Annotated in this window: 16 protein-coding genes; 5 read left to right on the top strand and 11 right to left on the bottom strand. The window is 70.5% G+C overall.

The window, feature by feature from the left end; all coding sequences use genetic code 11:
* Positions 1-110: 110 nt before the first annotated feature.
* The 3 genes from ACFPIH_RS00350 to ACFPIH_RS00340 form a co-directional block, all read right to left on the bottom strand.
* Complete coding sequence (locus tag ACFPIH_RS00350) at positions 111-869, bottom strand: AfsR/SARP family transcriptional regulator (protein WP_381165959.1); 759 nt, start codon at positions 867-869, stop codon at positions 111-113.
* 180 nt (positions 870-1,049) lie between these two features.
* Positions 1,050-2,762: a fatty acyl-AMP ligase gene (locus ACFPIH_RS00345; RefSeq protein WP_385875904.1), complete on the bottom strand. Its 1,713-nt coding sequence runs from the start codon at positions 2,760-2,762 to the stop codon at positions 1,050-1,052.
* 181 nt (positions 2,763-2,943) lie between these two features.
* Entirely contained in the window at positions 2,944-3,861 is a 918-nt protein-coding gene (locus ACFPIH_RS00340) for an SDR family oxidoreductase (RefSeq protein WP_381165955.1), read from the bottom strand.
* Between the two features lie 293 nt (positions 3,862-4,154).
* Between ACFPIH_RS00340 and ACFPIH_RS00335 the strand changes: the two genes are divergently transcribed.
* On the top strand, positions 4,155-5,252 hold the full coding sequence (locus tag ACFPIH_RS00335) for a right-handed parallel beta-helix repeat-containing protein (RefSeq protein WP_381165953.1): 1,098 nt from the start codon (positions 4,155-4,157) through the stop codon (positions 5,250-5,252).
* Positions 5,253-5,312: 60 nt separating this feature from the next.
* Here the strand turns inward: ACFPIH_RS00335 and ACFPIH_RS00330 are convergent, their stop codons facing one another.
* The 5 genes from ACFPIH_RS00330 to ACFPIH_RS00310 form a co-directional block, all read right to left on the bottom strand.
* Entirely contained in the window at positions 5,313-6,617 is a 1,305-nt protein-coding gene (locus ACFPIH_RS00330) for a glycosyltransferase (protein WP_381165951.1), read from the bottom strand.
* Between the two features lie 86 nt (positions 6,618-6,703).
* A complete protein-coding gene (locus tag ACFPIH_RS00325) occupies positions 6,704-7,630 on the bottom strand; it encodes an LLM class flavin-dependent oxidoreductase (RefSeq protein WP_381165949.1) in 927 nt (308 codons plus the stop codon).
* A gap of 89 nt (positions 7,631-7,719) precedes the next feature.
* Positions 7,720-8,949 (bottom strand): class I SAM-dependent methyltransferase, encoded by a 1,230-nt coding sequence (locus ACFPIH_RS00320; RefSeq protein ID WP_381165947.1) that lies wholly within the window; start codon positions 8,947-8,949, stop codon positions 7,720-7,722.
* Between the two features lie 155 nt (positions 8,950-9,104).
* Positions 9,105-10,088 carry a dTDP-glucose 4,6-dehydratase gene (rfbB, locus tag ACFPIH_RS00315; RefSeq protein WP_381165945.1) on the bottom strand — a complete coding sequence of 328 codons (984 nt, stop codon included), beginning with the start codon at positions 10,086-10,088 and terminating at the stop codon, positions 9,105-9,107.
* Entirely contained in the window at positions 10,085-11,146 is a 1,062-nt protein-coding gene (locus ACFPIH_RS00310; RefSeq protein WP_381165943.1) for a glucose-1-phosphate thymidylyltransferase, read from the bottom strand. Before ACFPIH_RS00310 ends, rfbB begins: the two co-directional genes overlap by 4 nt.
* Positions 11,147-11,354: 208 nt before the next feature.
* Here ACFPIH_RS00310 and ACFPIH_RS00305 point away from each other — a divergent pair, with 208 nt between their 5' ends.
* Entirely contained in the window at positions 11,355-12,449 is a 1,095-nt protein-coding gene (locus ACFPIH_RS00305; protein WP_381165941.1) for an alkene reductase, read from the top strand.
* Positions 12,450-12,474: 25 nt separating this feature from the next.
* Here the strand turns inward: ACFPIH_RS00305 and ACFPIH_RS00300 are convergent, their stop codons facing one another.
* Together ACFPIH_RS00300 and ACFPIH_RS00295 are read right to left on the bottom strand one after the other, a co-directional pair.
* The gene (locus tag ACFPIH_RS00300; protein ID WP_381165939.1) at positions 12,475-13,245 is read right to left on the bottom strand and encodes an AfsR/SARP family transcriptional regulator; all 771 of its coding nucleotides are present in this window, start codon (positions 13,243-13,245) and stop codon (positions 12,475-12,477) included.
* Positions 13,246-13,273: 28 nt separating this feature from the next.
* Positions 13,274-14,071, bottom strand: a complete 798-nt coding sequence (locus ACFPIH_RS00295; protein ID WP_381165937.1) for a TylF/MycF family methyltransferase — start codon at positions 14,069-14,071, stop codon at positions 13,274-13,276.
* 180 nt (positions 14,072-14,251) lie between these two features.
* Here ACFPIH_RS00295 and ACFPIH_RS00290 point away from each other — a divergent pair, with 180 nt between their 5' ends.
* The 3 genes from ACFPIH_RS00290 to ACFPIH_RS00280 all read left to right on the top strand — a co-directional run bounded on the left by ACFPIH_RS00290 (position 14,252) and on the right by ACFPIH_RS00280 (position 16,262).
* Entirely contained in the window at positions 14,252-14,878 is a 627-nt protein-coding gene (locus ACFPIH_RS00290) for a dTDP-4-dehydrorhamnose 3,5-epimerase family protein (RefSeq protein WP_381165935.1), read from the top strand.
* Positions 14,879-15,074: 196 nt separating this feature from the next.
* Positions 15,075-15,977 carry a helix-turn-helix transcriptional regulator gene (locus tag ACFPIH_RS00285; protein ID WP_381165933.1) on the top strand — a complete coding sequence of 301 codons (903 nt, stop codon included), beginning with the start codon at positions 15,075-15,077 and terminating at the stop codon, positions 15,975-15,977.
* 96 nt (positions 15,978-16,073) lie between these two features.
* Positions 16,074-16,262 (top strand): hypothetical protein, encoded by a 189-nt coding sequence (locus ACFPIH_RS00280; protein ID WP_381165931.1) that lies wholly within the window; start codon positions 16,074-16,076, stop codon positions 16,260-16,262.
* Here ACFPIH_RS00280 and ACFPIH_RS00275 read toward each other — a convergent pair.
* Complete coding sequence (locus ACFPIH_RS00275; RefSeq protein WP_381165929.1) at positions 16,259-16,870, bottom strand: response regulator transcription factor; 612 nt, start codon at positions 16,868-16,870, stop codon at positions 16,259-16,261. The two genes, ACFPIH_RS00280 and ACFPIH_RS00275, sit on opposite strands and share 4 nt — an antisense overlap.
* Positions 16,871-16,907 lie beyond the last annotated feature (37 nt).

Raw genomic sequence — 16,907 nt, 5'->3', positions numbered from 1 at the left:
TCAGTGTGCCCCTGGTACGGATCGGGCGTGTGGTCAAACGGTCACCGCGGGGGCTGGACGGGGACTCGACGCCTGCTGGAGCCCACGGGTCCGGTGAGGGCGCCGCTGCGTCAGCCGGTGAGCACGGCCTCCGCCAGCACGCCGCCCTGGGCGATGGGCGCCGTGTCCGGGGAGAGCATCGCCTGGTGCAACTGCTGGATGTTCCGAGCCGGCTCCAGGCCCAGCTCATGGATGAGCGTGCGGCGCAGCCGGTGGAAGGCCTCCAGGGCGTCCGCGGTACGGCCGGCGCGGTGCAGAGCCAGCATCAGCTGACCGTGCAGGCGCTCATGCAGCGGATAGGCCCCGGCCAGCGCCGTCAGCTCACCGAGCAGCGCGAGGTGACCGCCCAGCCGCAACTCGGCGGAGATCCGCAGTTCCCGGGCGCTGAGATGGTCCGCCTCGAGGCGCACCGACTCGATCTCCAGGGTGCGGCCGTGCCGGGCGTCGGCCACGACGGGACCTCGCCACAGAGAGAGCGCCTGGCGCAGCAGTTGTGCCGCGGCGACGCAGTCGCCTGCCCGGAAGGCCCGCTGACCGCGGACGAAGAAGTCGTCGAACCGGCCCACTTCCGTGTCCGTGCGGTCGATCGTCAGAAGGTATCCGCCCTTTGACGTCACGAGTACGTCCTTGGCCGGGGGACCGCCGAGCGGAAGGACCTCCGACAGCTTGCGGCGCAGATGCAGCACATAGGTCTGGAGCGTCGTCAGCACGCTGCGCGGAGGTGCGGCTCCCCACAGCTCCTCGATCAGGACCTCCGTCTGCACCACGCGTCGCGGGTGCAGGGACAGCAGGGCGAGGACCTGACGGGGCTTGCTGGCACTGGGCAACATGGATCGTCCGTCAACGGTGGCCGACATCGGACCGAGCAAACCGATCTCCATGTCCACGGTGGGCGTCTCCCTCGGCGACTCGTGCAGGGCAGGGGCGAAGCGACGCGCACAGTTTCGCAGCGGGTGATCGAAGCGGACAGTGAGATATTCACGTGTTCGACCTTGCGGTGTCCTCGCAGTTCACGGGCGGGCGACACAGAGCAGCTCCCGCACCTCGGCCGCGAGATCCGTGTGCAGGGGATCCAGTGAGCCGCTCAGGAACAGCTCTCGCATCCGCGAGCGCCGCACCTTGCCGCTGGTGGTCCGGCGGACGGTGCCCGGACGTACCAGGACGATGCTGGCGGAGGTCACCGAGAAGTCGCTGGCGAGCCGGCTCCGAAGGGTCTCGCCGAGCCGGCCGAGATCCTGGTCGGCACCGTGTCCCAGGGCCACTTCCTGGATCACGACGACGTGTTCGTGTTCCGCCGCCACGCTGAACACCGTGGCGGCGCCGCACAGGGGGCTCGCGCTCTGCACGGACTGTTCGAGGTCGTGCGGGTGGAGGTGCCGCCCCTCCGTGATCATCACGTCCTTCAGACGTCCGGTGACGAACAGTTCACCCCCGTCCAGGACACCGAGGTCTCCGGTCCGCAGGAACCCGGTCTCGCCGTCGCCGGTAGGCGCGTCGAAGACCCTTCGGGTGTCCGGCGACCGCCCCCAGTAGCCGGACGCCACGCCGTCGCCGCGAACCCAGATCTCGCCGATCTCCCCTTCAGGCAGGACGGCCCGGCTCTCCGGATCCACGATCCGCAGCTGCGCGCCCACCGGACGCCCGCAGCTCACCAGCGTGCGCGGCCGGCCGCCGTGGCCGACGGGTTCCAGTCGTCCTTCCTCCATCGCCCCGGCGTCCACCGCGAGCTCCCGGATCCCGGAATCACGGTCGGTGGCGGTGACCAGCAGGGTCGCCTCCGCGAGTCCGTAGGCGGGACGCAGGGCGCCGCGCCGCAAACCCGCCACGGCGAACCGTTCGGTGAAGGCCCGCAGGGTTTCGGCGCGCACCGGTTCGGCACCGACCACGGCCGTTTCCAGGCCGGAGAGGTCGAGTTCGCCGATCCGCTCCTGAGGCACCCCTCGTACACACAGGTCGTAGGCGAAGCCCGGCGCGGCGGTAGCGGTCACGCCGTGCTCGCCGATCATCCGCAGCCAGCGCAGGGGCTCGTGGGCGAAGATCCAGGGCGCCATCACGACGCCGCTCGTGCCGAGCCACAGCGGATGCAGCAACTGCCCGATGAGCCCCATGTCGTGGTGGAGGGGCAGCCAGCCGCCGACCACCGTCGTGTCGCCGGTGCCGAAGGCGCGGCTGATCGCCTGCTGGTTGGCCATCAGATTCCGGTGGGAGACCAGCACGCCCTTCGGCTCCCCCGAGGTGCCCGACGTGTACTGGATCAGCGCCGCCTCGGCTGTCGCGTGACCAGGCCGCCGCCAGTCGCCCGGGTCCGTCGGCACGGTGCCGTCCACCGCCAGGCACGGGACCCGCTCCTGGCCCGCCCAGGCCAGCTGCCGCGAGAGCTCCGAGGCGCCGGATCTGTCGGACAGGACGGCGTCGACGCGGGCGTCCTTGAGGATCTTCCGCAGCCGATCCGTATGGTGCCGCCCGCCGCCCGGCGACACCGGGATCGCCACCGCCCCCGCATACCAGCAGGCGAGGAGGCTCTCCGCGACGTGCCGGGCGTGTGCCTGTGCCACGAGGACGCGTGCGGGACGCACCGGCAGTTGCTGCAGGGTGGCCGCGAGAGAGCGGGCGGCGCGGTCGAGCATCCGATAGGTCACCGGCTCCGGGTCCGCCGCGCCGCCGTCCACCGGCAGACTGAGGTACGCGGTCCGGTCGCCGAGGGAATCCGTACGCTCCCACATAAGTTCCGCCAAGCTCCGGTAGTCGGCCACTCCAGTCCCCTTCGCTCGGGTTCGGAAAACGACTCGAGTCTTCGCCCCTCCCCTCGAACGTGTCTCGAACCCCACTGGTGCACCGGTGACTACGGGCTCGGCCCCGCCTCGAGAACGGGCGGACCGTACGGCGGCCGACGCGTCGGAACGGTCAGGTCCGGGCGCGGGGCCGTTGCGCCGACGGCGCCGCGGGGTGCGGTGTCCGCCCTTCGGGCGCGGGCCAGTACTCCCGGAGGTACTCGGCGAGGGCCTCCTGCCACGGACGCTGGTGTTCGGCGGCCCGGCCCGGGAGGACCCCGGTCAGCGGAGTGCGGGTCGGGCGCCCCGCCGACACATGCGTCTGCTCCTGCTGGCGTGCCACGGGGACCTGCCGGCCCGACAGCCGGACCGCGGCCGCCGCCACCTCGTACCAGGAGGCGGCACCCAGGTTGACGGCGTGGTAGATGCCCGGAGCGGCGTCGCCGAGCAGCATGGCGAACGTCATGCGGGCCAGATCGATGGTGTAGGTGGGAGACATCACCACCGAATCGACGACCCCTATCGGCTCACCTTCGTCGGCCTTGCGCAGGATCCGGTCCACGAAGCACGGCCGGGCGCGGGAGCCGGTCGGCGGTGGCCCGAACAGGCCCGCCGTGCGCAGCACGAGGTGACGTGGTGTGCCCAGACAGGTCTCCGACTCGCCCGCCCGCTTCGTGACCCCGTACGTGAGCACAGGGCGGGTCGGGGAGTCGGGCGCGTAGCCGTCCCCGCTCGTCCCGTCGAAGACGAAGTCGGTGCTGACGTAGGCCGAGACCGCTCCGATCCGGTCACAGGTCCGGCTCACCCAACGCGCGCCGAGCGCGTGGATCTCGTAGGCGGTGCGGGGATGGGTTTCGCACAGGTCCGCCGGGAGCAGCGCGGCGGCGTTCACGACGCCGTCCGGGCTGTTGCCGACCAGGTACTTCTCGACCGAGAGCCGGTCCGCCACGTCGAGTTCACGCCTGCCGGGCAACAGGACGTCGACATCCGGAAGTTCGCCGGCCACCCGGCGGAACGCGGTGCCGAGCAGTCCGCCGGCGCCGATCACCACGACTCGCACACCCTCACCCCATCTACTCGCAAGGCCGGGCCTCGAACGCCCGGAGCAGCACGGATTCAAAGGCTTCGCGCTCGCGCCGGGGTGGACGGCCGTTGGAGCCGGACGCAACCGAACCGCCGGACTGCCAGAAGGAGTTGAGTACGCCTTTGTACTGATGTTGTCGGGCGTCGGTCGCCGTATCGTCGGTGGCCGACCGCCATCCGTGGTGGCTGGATCCGACCCGCGCCCCCTCCCGCCCGGAGGCGAGTGCGCCGAGTCGATGTCATCTTCTTCGAGGAGCATCCATGAGTAAGACGTTCTTGTCCGTGGCCACAGCCATCGTGGTCGCCGCGGGGGCGGTGGCGACGGCGGGTACGGCGCACGCGGCGACCGTGCGGACCGTCGGCCCCGGAGAGAGCATCCAGGCTGCCGTGGACGCCGCCCAGCCGGGCGACACGATCCAGCTGGCCGCCGCCACCTACCAGGAGAGCGTGCAGGTCGAGAAGGACAACATCACGATCAAGGGCGCGGGATCGGGCACCGGCGGCACGGTCCTGAAGCCGCCGGCCACGTTCCCCACCAACCACTGCGGTGCGCACCAGGCCGCCATCTGCTTCCGCGGCACGGTCGACGGCACCGACGGTCCCACCTCGCACGCCACAGGGTTCGTCACCGGCGGCCGGGTCACAGGAGTGCGGATCGACGGCTTCCAGGTCGGCATCTCGCTCTCCGCGACCGACGGTACCGAGGCCTACGGCAACACCATTCTCAACAGCACGTCGTACGGCGTGACCGACACCGTCTCGAAGAACAGCACGATCAGCGCGAACGTGATCAGCGACGTGGCGCGCGCGGGCGTCTACGTCGGCAACTACAACATCCCGGCCTCCCACACCGTCGTCACGGGCAACAAGGTGACCCGCTCCGCCTACGGCATCTCCTCCTACGACAGCTCCGGTGTCGACGTGACCCGCAACGCGGTGACCGGAAGCTGCTCGGGCTTCTTCTCCTTCTCCGACAGCTACCGTGTCCCCGGCGGCGAGCTGCTCGACGTGGCGGACAACGCGTTCTCCGCCAACAACGCCGACTGCCCCGGCCAGTACGGCTTCCCCCAGGCCGTTCAGGGGTCCGGGGTCATCCTGGTCGGCGCGACCCACGCGACCGTCCGGCGGAACGCCATCTCGGACAACGTCGGCCCCGACCCGCTCTCCGGCGGCATCGTCGTGGTCAGCAGCCACTCCTTCGACCCGACGGACGCGACCGAGGAAGGGAACATCAGCGTCACGTCGAACGCGCTGCGGGACAACGGGCCGGACGACATCGTGTGGGACGGCGCCGGTAGCGGAATCGCCTTCTCGCGCAACGCGTGCGGCACGTCGTCGCCCAGCGGTCTGTGCTCCTGACGCCCGGCTCCGGCGGAGGCCGGCATCGGATGCCGGCCTCCGCCGCTCGGTCCCCGGCCGTCAGGCCCCACCGGTGAGGGGGCGCGAGGCGGCCGCCTCCACGACGGCGGCCGCCGCCCGGCCGGTCCCGGTCCGCGACGCGTAGGCGCGCTGCAGCGCCTGGGCCCGGGACCGGTAGGACGGGTCGCGCAGTACGGTGCGGACCGCGCGCCGCAGCCGCGCCGACGAAGGGGTGTCGGTCCTGAGGGAGATGCCCACCCCGGCCCACACCACACGGGCGTTGGTCTCCATGCGGTCCTCGCTCGTCCCGGACACGACGAGCGGAACACCGTGGGTCAGGGCATGCTGGACCCCGCCGTAGCCGCCATTGGTGACGAGGACGTCGGTCAGCGGCAGGATCGCGCCGTACGGGACGAACGGCGCGAGGAGCACATGGGCGGGCCGGCGCTCCGCGGGCAGCACCGTGTCGGGATCCTGCCCGCTCGTCGTGGCCACCACCAGGACGTCCTCCTCGGCCAGCGCCTCGATCGCGGGCAGGACGAGCCGGGCCAGACCGGTCGCTATCGTGCCCTGGGTGACGAAGACCACCGGCCGGCCGGCGGCGCGGGCCCGCAGGACCTGCGGCCACCACGGCGGCCGGGGAGCGGTGTCGTCCTCCTCCGGCTGGGTCGGGCCGATGAACTCCACCGACACGGGCAGGTCGCTGCGGGGGTACTCGAATTCGGGAACACCCGTCTGGAGATACCGGTCGCAGGTGCGCGCCACCCAGTCGATGCTGTATCCGCCAAGGGACGGCAGCCCCATGTCCGCGCGCACTCCTCCCAGCACCCGCTGGCGCTCCCGGTAGGCGACGCCGTACATCAGCCAGGCCGTGAAACGGTTGCGCAGCCGCCCCAGGGCCGACGACGACGGCTGCCAGCCGAGGCCGAAGGGCGCTGTGTCCACGCTCGACAGGTTCAGCGGACCCGCCGAGAACGCCACCCGGGGGATGCCCCGCTGCTCCGCCACCAGCAGCCCGGCGCGGAAACTGTGGTCCGAGACGACCACGTCGGGGCGAAGGTCGTCGAAGACGGCCGTGAGGTCCTTCGCATGGGCCGGAATGGGCTTCAGGAACAGTTCCAGCACCAGCCTGTTGAGCCCGGAGAACCCGCGTCCCTTTCCCCCCGTGCGGTGCAGGAGGTCCTTGGTGTCCACCCCGGCCCGGGCCGGGACGAACCGGGCTCCGGTGCCGGTGACGATGTCCTCGAATTCCGGCTCGGTGTACCAGGCGACCTGGTGGCCGCCGCTCACCAGTGCCTTGACCAGGGGCACGGCCGGTCGGACATGGGCGGCCATCGCGGCGGTCGTGAACAGTACACGTGTCATGGTTGCCTGGCCCTTCACATGGTCCCGTTACGGAAAAAGGGGCCCGGCCTGCTGAAGCAGGCCGGGCCCGGAGCGACGAAGTGGCGCTATACGCCCGGGAGTTCCGCCCGCACCGGCTTGATGATCTCGTCCGTCAGCCATTGGGCCACGCCCTGCGGGTAGCCGCGCGGCAGGCTCAGGACGATGTGGTCGAGACCGGCGTGGACCAGCTCGAGCACGGTCCGGCGGGAGGCCTCGATGTTGTCGTAGGAGATGACGACCTGGACGGACCTGCTGATCTCGGACGGGTCCCGGCCGATGGCGGCGCAGTGCTCGTCGAGGACACGGGAGCGTTCGGTGATGTAGTCGAGCTGGTTGTGCGGAGGGCCGGGGATGTTCCAGATGTCGGCGTGCTCCGCCACGAGCCGCAGTGTCCGGTTGCCCCAGCCGCCGATGAGCAGGGGCGGCCCCGAAGGCTGAACGGGCTTGGGCTCGTTGCGATTGCCCTTCAGCGTGTAGTAGCGGCCCTCGAAGTCGAACTCCTTCTCGGTCCACATGCGCTTGAGGATCCTGACGGTCTCCTCCAGCCGCCCGATGCCCTCACCGGGAGGCACCAGGGTGAGGCCGTAGGCGTCGTACTCGGCGACGGCCGGGTTGTCGCCGAGGATTCCGCCGGCACCCGCGGGCTGGTGCGTACCACCCACGCCGAGGCCCATCACCAGCCGGCCCCGGGACACCACGTCGACGGTAGTGGCGATCTTGCCGAGAACCGCCGGCTGGCGTATGCGGTTGCTGGTGACCAGGAGTCCGAGCCGCAGGCGCCGCGTCTGCGCGGCCAGCGCGGCCAGGAGCGTCCAGCCCTCGTAGATCTTCCCGTCCTTCGGGCCGGCCAGGGGAAGCATGTGATCCCACAGCCAGGCATGCTCGATCTCAGAAATCTCGTCCGCCTCGAGCCACACCCGCAGAATGTCGTCGTAGTCGACATGCATGGGGGTGGTCTTGAGGCCGAAGGTCACTCGTTTGGGCTCACTCATCTGAACGTGCGTCTTTCGTATCAGGGAGGGGGTGTCGTAACTGTCATGCGGTGTACCACAGTTACGAGATGTCCTGGTTGCCCGACCGGCTACTTCCGGCCGGGGTGAATCCATTGGTCCGCGCGCTGCTGGACCCAGGCGGGAATGCCCCGCTCGTGGGCGATCCCCTTTCTGAGGACAGCCAGATTGTGGTAGATCGAGATGTCGGACGGATGGTTTCCGGCGGGCCGTTCGTCGTCCTCGGCGAGTTCACAGCGGTGTAGGTCGTCGATGAGGTCCTTGAGCAGCCCGGTCGTGGTCGCCGACGACCCGGGCGGCAGTTCGCCGCCGAACTCGGGCCAGTACGCCGTGTGCAGGTCCTCGATGACGTAGAAGCCGCCGGGCCGCACATGGGGGAACAGCGTCTCGTAGCTGGTTCGGACATGCTCGTTCACATGGCTGCCGTCGTCCACCACGATGTCGAACGGGCCGGCCGTCTCGGCGAGTTCGCGCAGGAACGCCGGGTCGTTCTGATCGCCGACCACGGTCCGGATGCGGGGGCCGGTGACACCGGGCTTGGCGAAGATGTCCAGCCCGTAGACCAGGCCGCGGGGGAAGAACCGCTGCCACATGTAGAGGGACTCGCCGCCCAGCGTCTCCGAGTCGTATCCGCCGATGCCGATCTCCAGGATGCGGATGGGCTCGTACCGCATCGGACCGAAATGCCGCGCGTAGTGGGGGGTGTAGAAGTGCAGGGCACCCCACTTGTCCGAGCCGTAGCACGCCGCCAGTTCGTCGAGGCTCACCGGTCCGTCGGAAGCGGCCGCGATCACGGCCTGCACGGCCCGGAACAGGATGGTCATCCGCGCCATGCCGAGTGCTGCCCGCTGCTCCTGGGAAAGGGCGGCGCGCTGGATGACCTTGTCCGGCCACAAGGGGCTGAACTCGTTGTTCCGCCCTGTCCAGGGCCAGGTGACCACATGGACATCGCGGCTGTGTGACTGGATGCCCTCGCGCGGCGGGTACAACAGACGGACGAGATCGGACAGTTCATAGCGGACGTCGGCCAGAACCCCCTCGGAGCTGCCGGGCTCCACCGACATCCGGCCCTCCTTGAAGGAGACCAGGTGGCGGAAGAGACTGCCACGGAACTCCATGGTCAGATTGAGATGCACATCGGTGACGTCGTCGGGTGCCGCCGCCCTGATCCGTATCTCGGCGGCCAGCAGTTCCGCGACGCGGTCCGGACCCGCCTCTTCGATCGCCTGCTCCAACTGGTCCTGACGGCCGCCGGCCGCGACGACCAGTCGGTCCACCGTGCCCCATGGCGTGATGTCCACCACCGTGAATCCCTCGCTTCCCTGTCGGGTGAGATCGGATGTGACGTGCTGTGGATGGAGGTGCCGCGCACCGTGCGCACAGGGTCCGGCGAACCGGTCACCGGACACAGACTGGCAACCCCACCTCGAACGGCGCTTGAGCCGGGCGGACCGGCTCAGCCGAGCGCCGCCCGGACGGGCATGGTGTGCGGCCACCGCTCGGTGTGCCGCCGGTACCAGGAGACGGTGTCGGCCAGACCGCGCTCGAACGGCACACGCGGGGCGTATCCCAGCTCTCGGCGGATCTTGCCGTCGTCGAGCGCGTACCGCAGATCGTGGCCCTTGCGGTCGGCCACCCGCCGGATCAGGGAGACATCGGCGCCGCACAGCCCGGCGAGGCGCTCGGCGAGCTCCAGGTTCGTGTGGGCGTCGCCGCTGCCGACGTTGTAGATCCCTCCCGCGCGCCCGCGCTCCAGTACGAGCTGGATCGCCCTGCAGTGATCGTCGACGTGAAGCCACTCCCGTACGTTCGAGCCGTCCCCGTACAGCGGCACGGGCAGGCCCGCGAGCAGCCGGGTGGTGAACAACGGGATCAGCTTCTCCACGTGCTGGAAGGGCCCGAAGTTGTTCGAACAGCGGGTGATACGGACATCGAGCCCATGCGTCCGCCAGTACGAGCGGGCCGCCAGATCCGATCCCGCCTTGGACGCCGCGTAGGGCGAGTTGGGCGCCAGCGGCCAATCCTCCGTCGAGGATCCCCGCTCGACGGAGCCGTACACCTCATCGGTGGAGACGTGCACCACGCGACCCACCCCGGACACCAGCGCCGCCTCCAGCACGGTCTGGGTGCCCACGACGTTGCTGCGGAAGAAGGCGGCCGCATCCCCCAGCGAGCGGTCCACGTGCGACTCCGCGGCGAAGTGCACCACCGCGTCGTGCCCCGGCAGCAGCGAGAGCAGCAGCGGCAGATCGCACACATCACCCCGGACGAAACGCAGTCCGGGGTGCCCGGAGGGCAGATTGGCACGGTCGCCCGCGTAGGTCAGCGCGTCCAGGACCGTGACCCGGGCCGATTCGTAGCCGGGGTAGCCGCCTTCCAGCATGGTCCGGACGTAGTGGGAGCCGATGAAGCCGGCGCCGCCTGTCACCAGGATCCTCACGCCGCCACCACCACGGTGGAGTGGTCGCCGACGATCAGCCGCTGCTGGGAGCCGGAGACACAGGTCACTGTGGCGTCCCTGCCGATGACCGACCCGGTGACGCCGGTGACGCCGGTGACGCGCGCCCCGTCCAGGGCGATCGAGTAGCCGAGGCCGGCGTCCTGGATGACGCAGTTACGGCCGATGGAGGTGTGCGGCCCGATCCGGCTGTCGCACACCGTACTGCGTGCCCCGATGATCGCGGGGCCCTCGATGTACGAGCGGGACACACGGGCACCGGCCTCCACCACGACCTGGCCCGTCAGCCGGCTGTGGCCGTCGACCTCGCCCGTGATCCGGCCGGCCAGACCGTCGAGCACGTGCCGGTTGCAGTCCAGGACGTCCTCGAGGCGCCCGGTGTCGCTCCAGTGCCCCGAGTACTCGGTGGCGCACACCGCCTCCCCGCGCTCGATCAGCCACTGGACGGCGTGGGTGATCTCCAGCTCCCCACGTCCGCTGGGACTGATCGCGGCGACCGCCTCGTGGATGGCGGGAGTGAAGAAGTACACCCCGACCACGGCCAGGTCGGAGCGGGGAGCCGCGGGCTTCTCCACCAGACGCACCACCGTGCCGTCCGGTTCGACCTCGGCGACGCCGAACTGCCGCGGATCGGCGACCTTGTGCACGACGAGCTGGGCGGCGGGCCGGCGGACACGGAAGTCCTCCGCGATCGCGGTCACACCGTGGCTCAGCATGTTGTCGCCGAGGAACATCAAGAAATCGTCGTCCTCCAGGAAGTCCTGTGCGACGGCGACACAGTGGGCGAGACCCAGCGGCCTCTCCTGGGGGATGTAGGTGATCCGTGCCCCGAACCGAGAGGAATCGCCCAGAGCGTCCGCGATCTCCCGGCCGCGGTTGCCGACCACGATGCCGATCTCCGTGACACCCAGTTCGACCACACGGGTCAGGACGTGTTCGAGGACCGGCCGGTTGGCGATGGGCATCAGTTGCTTGGGCATGGAGTGGCTGAACGGCCGCAGGCGGGTGCCCGAACCGCCCGACAGAACCAGGGCCTTCATGCGTTCTCCTCACTATCGGGAAGCACGGCGTGGACGCGCGGAGGATGTGGACGCGCAGAGGATGTGGCCCACCGGTCGTAAATCCCTGGAGCACGGTCCCTGGGGCGGCCCTCGACCGTGGTGCGAGGCAGGCCGCCGACGCTGATGCCGGCCGCGCGACGAACGCGCGCACGCGCCCCCCGCCACCGCACACGACCAGGAGCCGGCCATGGCAGATCTGTTCGACGAAGTGAAACTCGGTGCCCTCACCCTGCCGAACCGCGTGGTGATGGCACCCCTGACGCGCAACAGGGCCGACCGTCGCGGAGTGCCTTCACCCCTGGCCGCGACGTACTACGCGCAGCGCGCCTCGGCCGGACTGATCATCAGTGAGGGCATCCAGCCGAGCGTGGCCGGGCAGGGCTTCTTCGCCACTCCCGGACTGCACACCGAGGAGCAGACCGCCGCCTGGCGCCACGTCACGGACGAGGTGCACGCCGCGGGCGGCCGGATCTACGCCCAGCTCATGCACGCGGGTCGCATCAGCCACCCCGACCTGTTGCGGGGCCTGCCCGGCGCGCCACGGGACGGCATCCCGCTGGCACCGTCGCCGGTACGGCCCACCGGTACGGCCAAGACCTACGACGGGCCGAGGCAGTTCGTCACCCCGCGCGCCATGACAACCGCGGACCTGGCCGAAACGGTACGGGACTTCGCCGCCGCGGCCCGCAACGCGCTGCGGGCCGGGTTCGACGGGGTGGAGCTGCACGGCGGCAGCGGCATGCTGCTGCACCAGTTCCTGGCGGCCAACAGCAACGTGCGTACCGATGCCCACGGCGGCTCCTTGTCCGGCCGGATCCGGCTCGTCGTCGAGGTGACCGAGGCCGTGGCCGATGCCGTAGGGGCCGACCGGGTGGGGTTGCGCATCTCCCCGCACAACGCCTTCAACGACATCGACGAGCGCGACAGCGAAGAGCTGTATCCCGCGCTGGTCGACGCCGTCGCAGCCGTGGGCATGGCCTTCCTGCACGTGTACGAGACGCTCGACAGGATCGGCACACAGCGGCTGCGTGACCGCTGGCCAGCCACCTTCATCCTCAATCCGCACGCCTCGGACCGCAGAACCCCGGTGGCGCTGGGAAGCGCGCGTGCCGTTCTCCGCCAGGACGCCGGCGACCTGGTCTCCTTCGGCCGTCTGTTCATCTCCAATCCCGACCTGCCGCAGCGCCTGCGTGACGGGCTCCCGCTCACGGACCCCGACCCCGCCACGTTCTACGGCGGGGACGCCCACGGCTACGTCGACTACCCCGCGTACCCGGGATAGCCGAACGCAGCACCGCCGCCGCGGTTCATGGGGCCGGGGCGTCCTCCTTGAGGATGTCCTGGTGGATCCTCCGGAGGTCTCCCGACGGCTGGATCCCCAACTGGTCGTTCAAAAGCCGCCGTACGTCGTGGAAGGCGGCCAGTGCCTCGGCACGCCGCCCCGAACGCTGCAGGGCGATCATGAGCTGGGCGTGCAACCACTCGTCACAGGGGTTCGCCATCACCAGCGACTTGAGCTCGGCCACCAGCTCGCGGTGGCGGCCCAGACGCATGTCCGCCGTCAGGCTCAGCTCCTGCGCCAGGTTGCGCTTCTCCTCCAGGCGCGCGGCATGACGCCGCAGCACCGGCCCCTGACAGACATCGGCCAGAACGGGCCCCGTCCACATCGACCTCGCCCGGGCCAGCAACGGGGCGGCCCGGTCGACACAGCCCTCGTCCAGCAGCGCGTGCGCCCGGTCCACACACTGCTCGAACTCCCAGGAGTCGAGCTGCCCCGGCCCGACCCGGAAGCCGTAGCCGGGCGGCACGGTGCGGACGGTCTGGTCGTCGTGCGCCGTGCCGCCACCGGCCCGGACCAGGAGCCGGCGGATCTGGTAGATGTACGTCTGCGTCGTCGTGACCGCGCTGCGCGGAGGGTGGTCCCCCCACAGCTCCTCGATGATCGAGTCCAGGCTGACGACGCGGTCCGCGCGGAGCAGCATCAGTGCCAGGACCTGGCGCACCTTGGCCGCACTGGGTGTGTGCGCCTTGTCGTCGACGGTGACGGAGAACGGGCCGAGCACTCGGTACCGCATCATGGTGCGACATCCTTCCGAAGAGCGGCTCTCACACGGCTGCGGGCCGCGCCGACCGCCGCCAGTACGCCCCGAACCTGTCGATGCGCGTGATCTCGTCCGTGATGCCGTGGGCGGCGCGGTAGTCGTGGATCGCGGAAGCGCACGTGGGCAGCCCGAAGTCGTCGACGATGACGAAGCCCCCGGGGGAGAGCTTCGGATACAGATGTGTCAGGGCGTCCATGGTGGAGTCGTACAGATCCCCGTCCAGCCGCAGCACGGCCACCTTCTCGATCGGAGCGGCGGGGAGGGTGTCCTTGAACCAGCCGGGCAGGAAGCCCACCTGGTCGTCCAGCAGGCCGTAGCTGCGGAAGTTCTCCCGAACCTCCTTCAGAGACACGCCCAACACCTCGTTGTACTTGTGCAGTTGCATCTGGAAGTCCCGGCCGCCGCTCGTCTCGTCGGCTACGGGCATGCCTTCGAACGAGTCGGCCGCCCACACGAGCCGGTCGGTGACGCCGTACGCCTTCAGGACGGCCCGGAGCAGGATGCACGCGCCCCCGCGCCAGACACCGGTCTCGACGAAGTCGCCGGGAACGCCGTCGGCGAGGACCCGCTCCGCACACTCCTGGAGGTTGTCCAGACGCTTGACACCGATCATGGTGTGGGCCGTGGTGGGCCAGTCCTCGCCGCCTTCCCGCCGCTCGGCCAGGAAGACCCCGGGAGGCGGGGTGGACTCGCCGGGCAGGGAGGGGGTGGCCTCGTCCGGTGGGTCGTTGTAGAGGACACCCGACAGGGCCTTCTTCATCAGGTCCAGATACAGGGTCCGCACAGATGCCTCGGTGCTCATGTGGGTCCTTCCAGCGCCGGTGTCGAAGTGGCCGACACGCTAGGAAGTCCCGCTCGAGGAGTTCTACAAGAGTGCTCAGGTCGTGCTCGAGGCGGTGTCGACCTGCGGATGGGACGCTGCCGGCACCGCGGCCGGACCCGGGCGCGGTATCGCCGGGCACTGTAGGGGGAGGACTCTTCCGTGCGGGAGCTGGGGATCGAAGGCGCGTGGCTGTACACGCCGCGCATCCATCACGACGAACGCGGCAGCGCGCTGGAGTGGTTCAGCGGCCGCGAGTTCGCCCGGGACGTGGGGCACCACCTTCCGGTGGCCCAGGCCAACTGCCCGGTGACGCGCCGCGGAGGCGTGCGCGGCATCCACTACGCGGACGTCCCCCCGGGACAGGCGAAGTACCTCACCTGCGTGAGCGGGGCCCTCCTCGATGTGATCGTGGACGTACGGGTCGGCTCGCCGTCCTACGGCCGGTGGGTGGCGGTCCGCCTGGACGACCACGAGCGGCAGGCCGTGTACCTGGCCGAGGGCCTCGGCCACGCCTTCATGGCACTTACCGAGGAGGCCACGGCCGTGTACCTGTGCTCCACGCCGTACACGCCCGATCGGGAGCACGGCATCCACCCGCTCGACCCGGACATCGGCATCCGGTGGCCCGAGGACGTGACGCCCGTCCTGTCCGCGCGGGACGCCGCCGCCCCCTCACTGGCCGAGGCGGAGCGGCTCGGCCGGCTGCCCTCCTACGCGGCCTGCCGCTCGTATGCCGAGCGTCTGCGCGGCAGCGCGCATCCGGCCGGGGATCCCGCCGTACGTTGACGCCCGGTGCCGGGAGGGCACGGCGAGCCGCTTCGTCCACGCTCGCTCCAGCCGTACTCGAACGGCGCTCGAATGGCTGGTCCTGCCACCGGGCCGTCTGTGGCCGGGCAGGGCGAACCGTGTCAGGATGCGGCGCGGAGGCGGGCTCGGACAACGGCCGCGTCGCCTCACGCATCGCGTCGTCCGGGGGGAGTTCATGCACAGCGGCATCCATGTTCCGGTAGCGCGCGCGTACCGGTCGCCCGGTCCGGGCCCGACCGGTGAGAACTTCGAGTTCTGGCAGTTGTGGGACGCTCCCGGGCCGGAGCGGGTGCACGCGGCGTTCCGCGGCCAACTCGGCCAGCTGCTACGGCAGTCCGAGCAGGCGGTACGCCGTCTCGCCGCCGCCGGTGACCTCGGGGCGGGTCTGCGCGCACGGGTCAACGCGGGCCTGTCCCGGCTCCACCTGGGCGACTGCCCCGGTGCGTCGGCCGCGCTCACCGTGGCGTTCTCCGCCGCACGGGAACAGGACGCCTGCTGGGAGGAGGGGTATGCCTGCTACGCACTGGGGGCCGTGCACCGGGCCGCGGGGGAGCCCGGCGTGGCCACGGCGCGACTGGCCGCCGCGGAGCGACTGTTCAGGGACTGCGGGGATGTCCGTGCGGGCGGCCACGTCCGGCTGGCTCTCGCGGTCGTGGACGCCGAAGCGGGGGAAACCGGCGCGAGGGAACATCTGCTGGCGGCCGTGGACGCCTTCCGTGTCGTGGGCGCGCGCGGCAGTGCGCTCACCGCCTTGTGGATGCTTTCCGCTCTGGAACCCGGCAGGGGATCCGGCGTGGCCCGGGGAGTCCGCGCGGGATCGGCGCCGACCGGGGGCCGTGTTCCCGCCGGGTGGCACGACCAGGAGCCGGGCCGGCTCCCGGCCAGCCTGCAGGGTCTGACCCGGCGTGAACGAGAGGTCGCCTGGCTGGTCGCCTCGGGTCTGACCAACCGGCAGATCGCCGAGCGCATGAGCATCGCCGAACGCACGGTGGACACCCATGTCCAGCGCATTCTGACCAAGTCGAACTGTGCCACGCGTGTGCACGTCGCCGTGCTGGTCGCGGCCGGCTGCGCCTAGCGCGGCCCCGAGCACCGCTCCAAGGAACCTCCAGCCGCGAGGCGGATCCTCGCCACGGGCCGCGCGTCGGCGCGGCATCGGCACGGAGGTGATCCCGTGGCTTGCCACGAACCCTGGCACGACCGGCTGTGGCGGTTTCTGCAGTCACCCCTCGGCCGCGGAATGACGGCCCTCGGCATGCTGTTCGGGCCGATGGACGTCGGCATGTCGACCAACCCGTGGGCCGAGGCTCCGGCAGCGGAGGGGACGGTGTCCGCACGGGAGGTGAGCCCGGACAGCCCCTAAGGGATCCAGCCCGCTTCCGTGGCGAGCCGTATCGCGTCGATGCGATTGCGCGCGCCCAGCTTCATCACGATCGACGCCAGGTAGTTGCGTACGGTGCCGACCGACAGGTTCAGGGTGAGGGCGATCTCGGACGGGACGGCGCCCGACGCCGCGTGGCGGAGGACTTCCACCTCACGTGGGGTGAGCGGCGCGTCGAGGGCATGCCAGGCGGCGAGGGCCAGATCGGAATCGATGACACGCTGGCCCGCCGCCACGCGTCTCACGGCGGAGGCGAGCTCGGAGGGCGGCGCGTCCTTCAGGAGGTAGCCGCCGACATTGGTGGCCAGGGCGCGCCGCAGGGTGCCGGGGCGGTCGAGGCTGGTCAGGATGAGTGTGCGACAGGACGGCAGCTGCTCGTGCAGTCGGGCCGCCGCCGTGAGTCCGTCGAAGCCCGGCAGGTCGATGTCGATGACGGCCACGTCAGGTCGGACGCGTAAGGCCACCGGAACGATCTCGGAGCCGTTCGACACATCCGCGACCACGGTCATGTCGTGCTCCAGTTCGATGAGGGCGACCAGGGCGCCGCGGACCATCTGCACATCCTCGGCAAGCAAGATGCGGAGTTCCATTTCCCCGTTCCCTCTCAACGGCTTCCCGCACGGGAAG

The sequence above is a fragment of the Streptomyces vulcanius genome (genome assembly GCF_042653945.1).
GTDB classification, from domain to species: domain Bacteria; phylum Actinomycetota; class Actinomycetes; order Streptomycetales; family Streptomycetaceae; genus Streptomyces; species Streptomyces mangrovi.
This window is presented reverse-complemented; position numbering and strand designations above follow the sequence as displayed.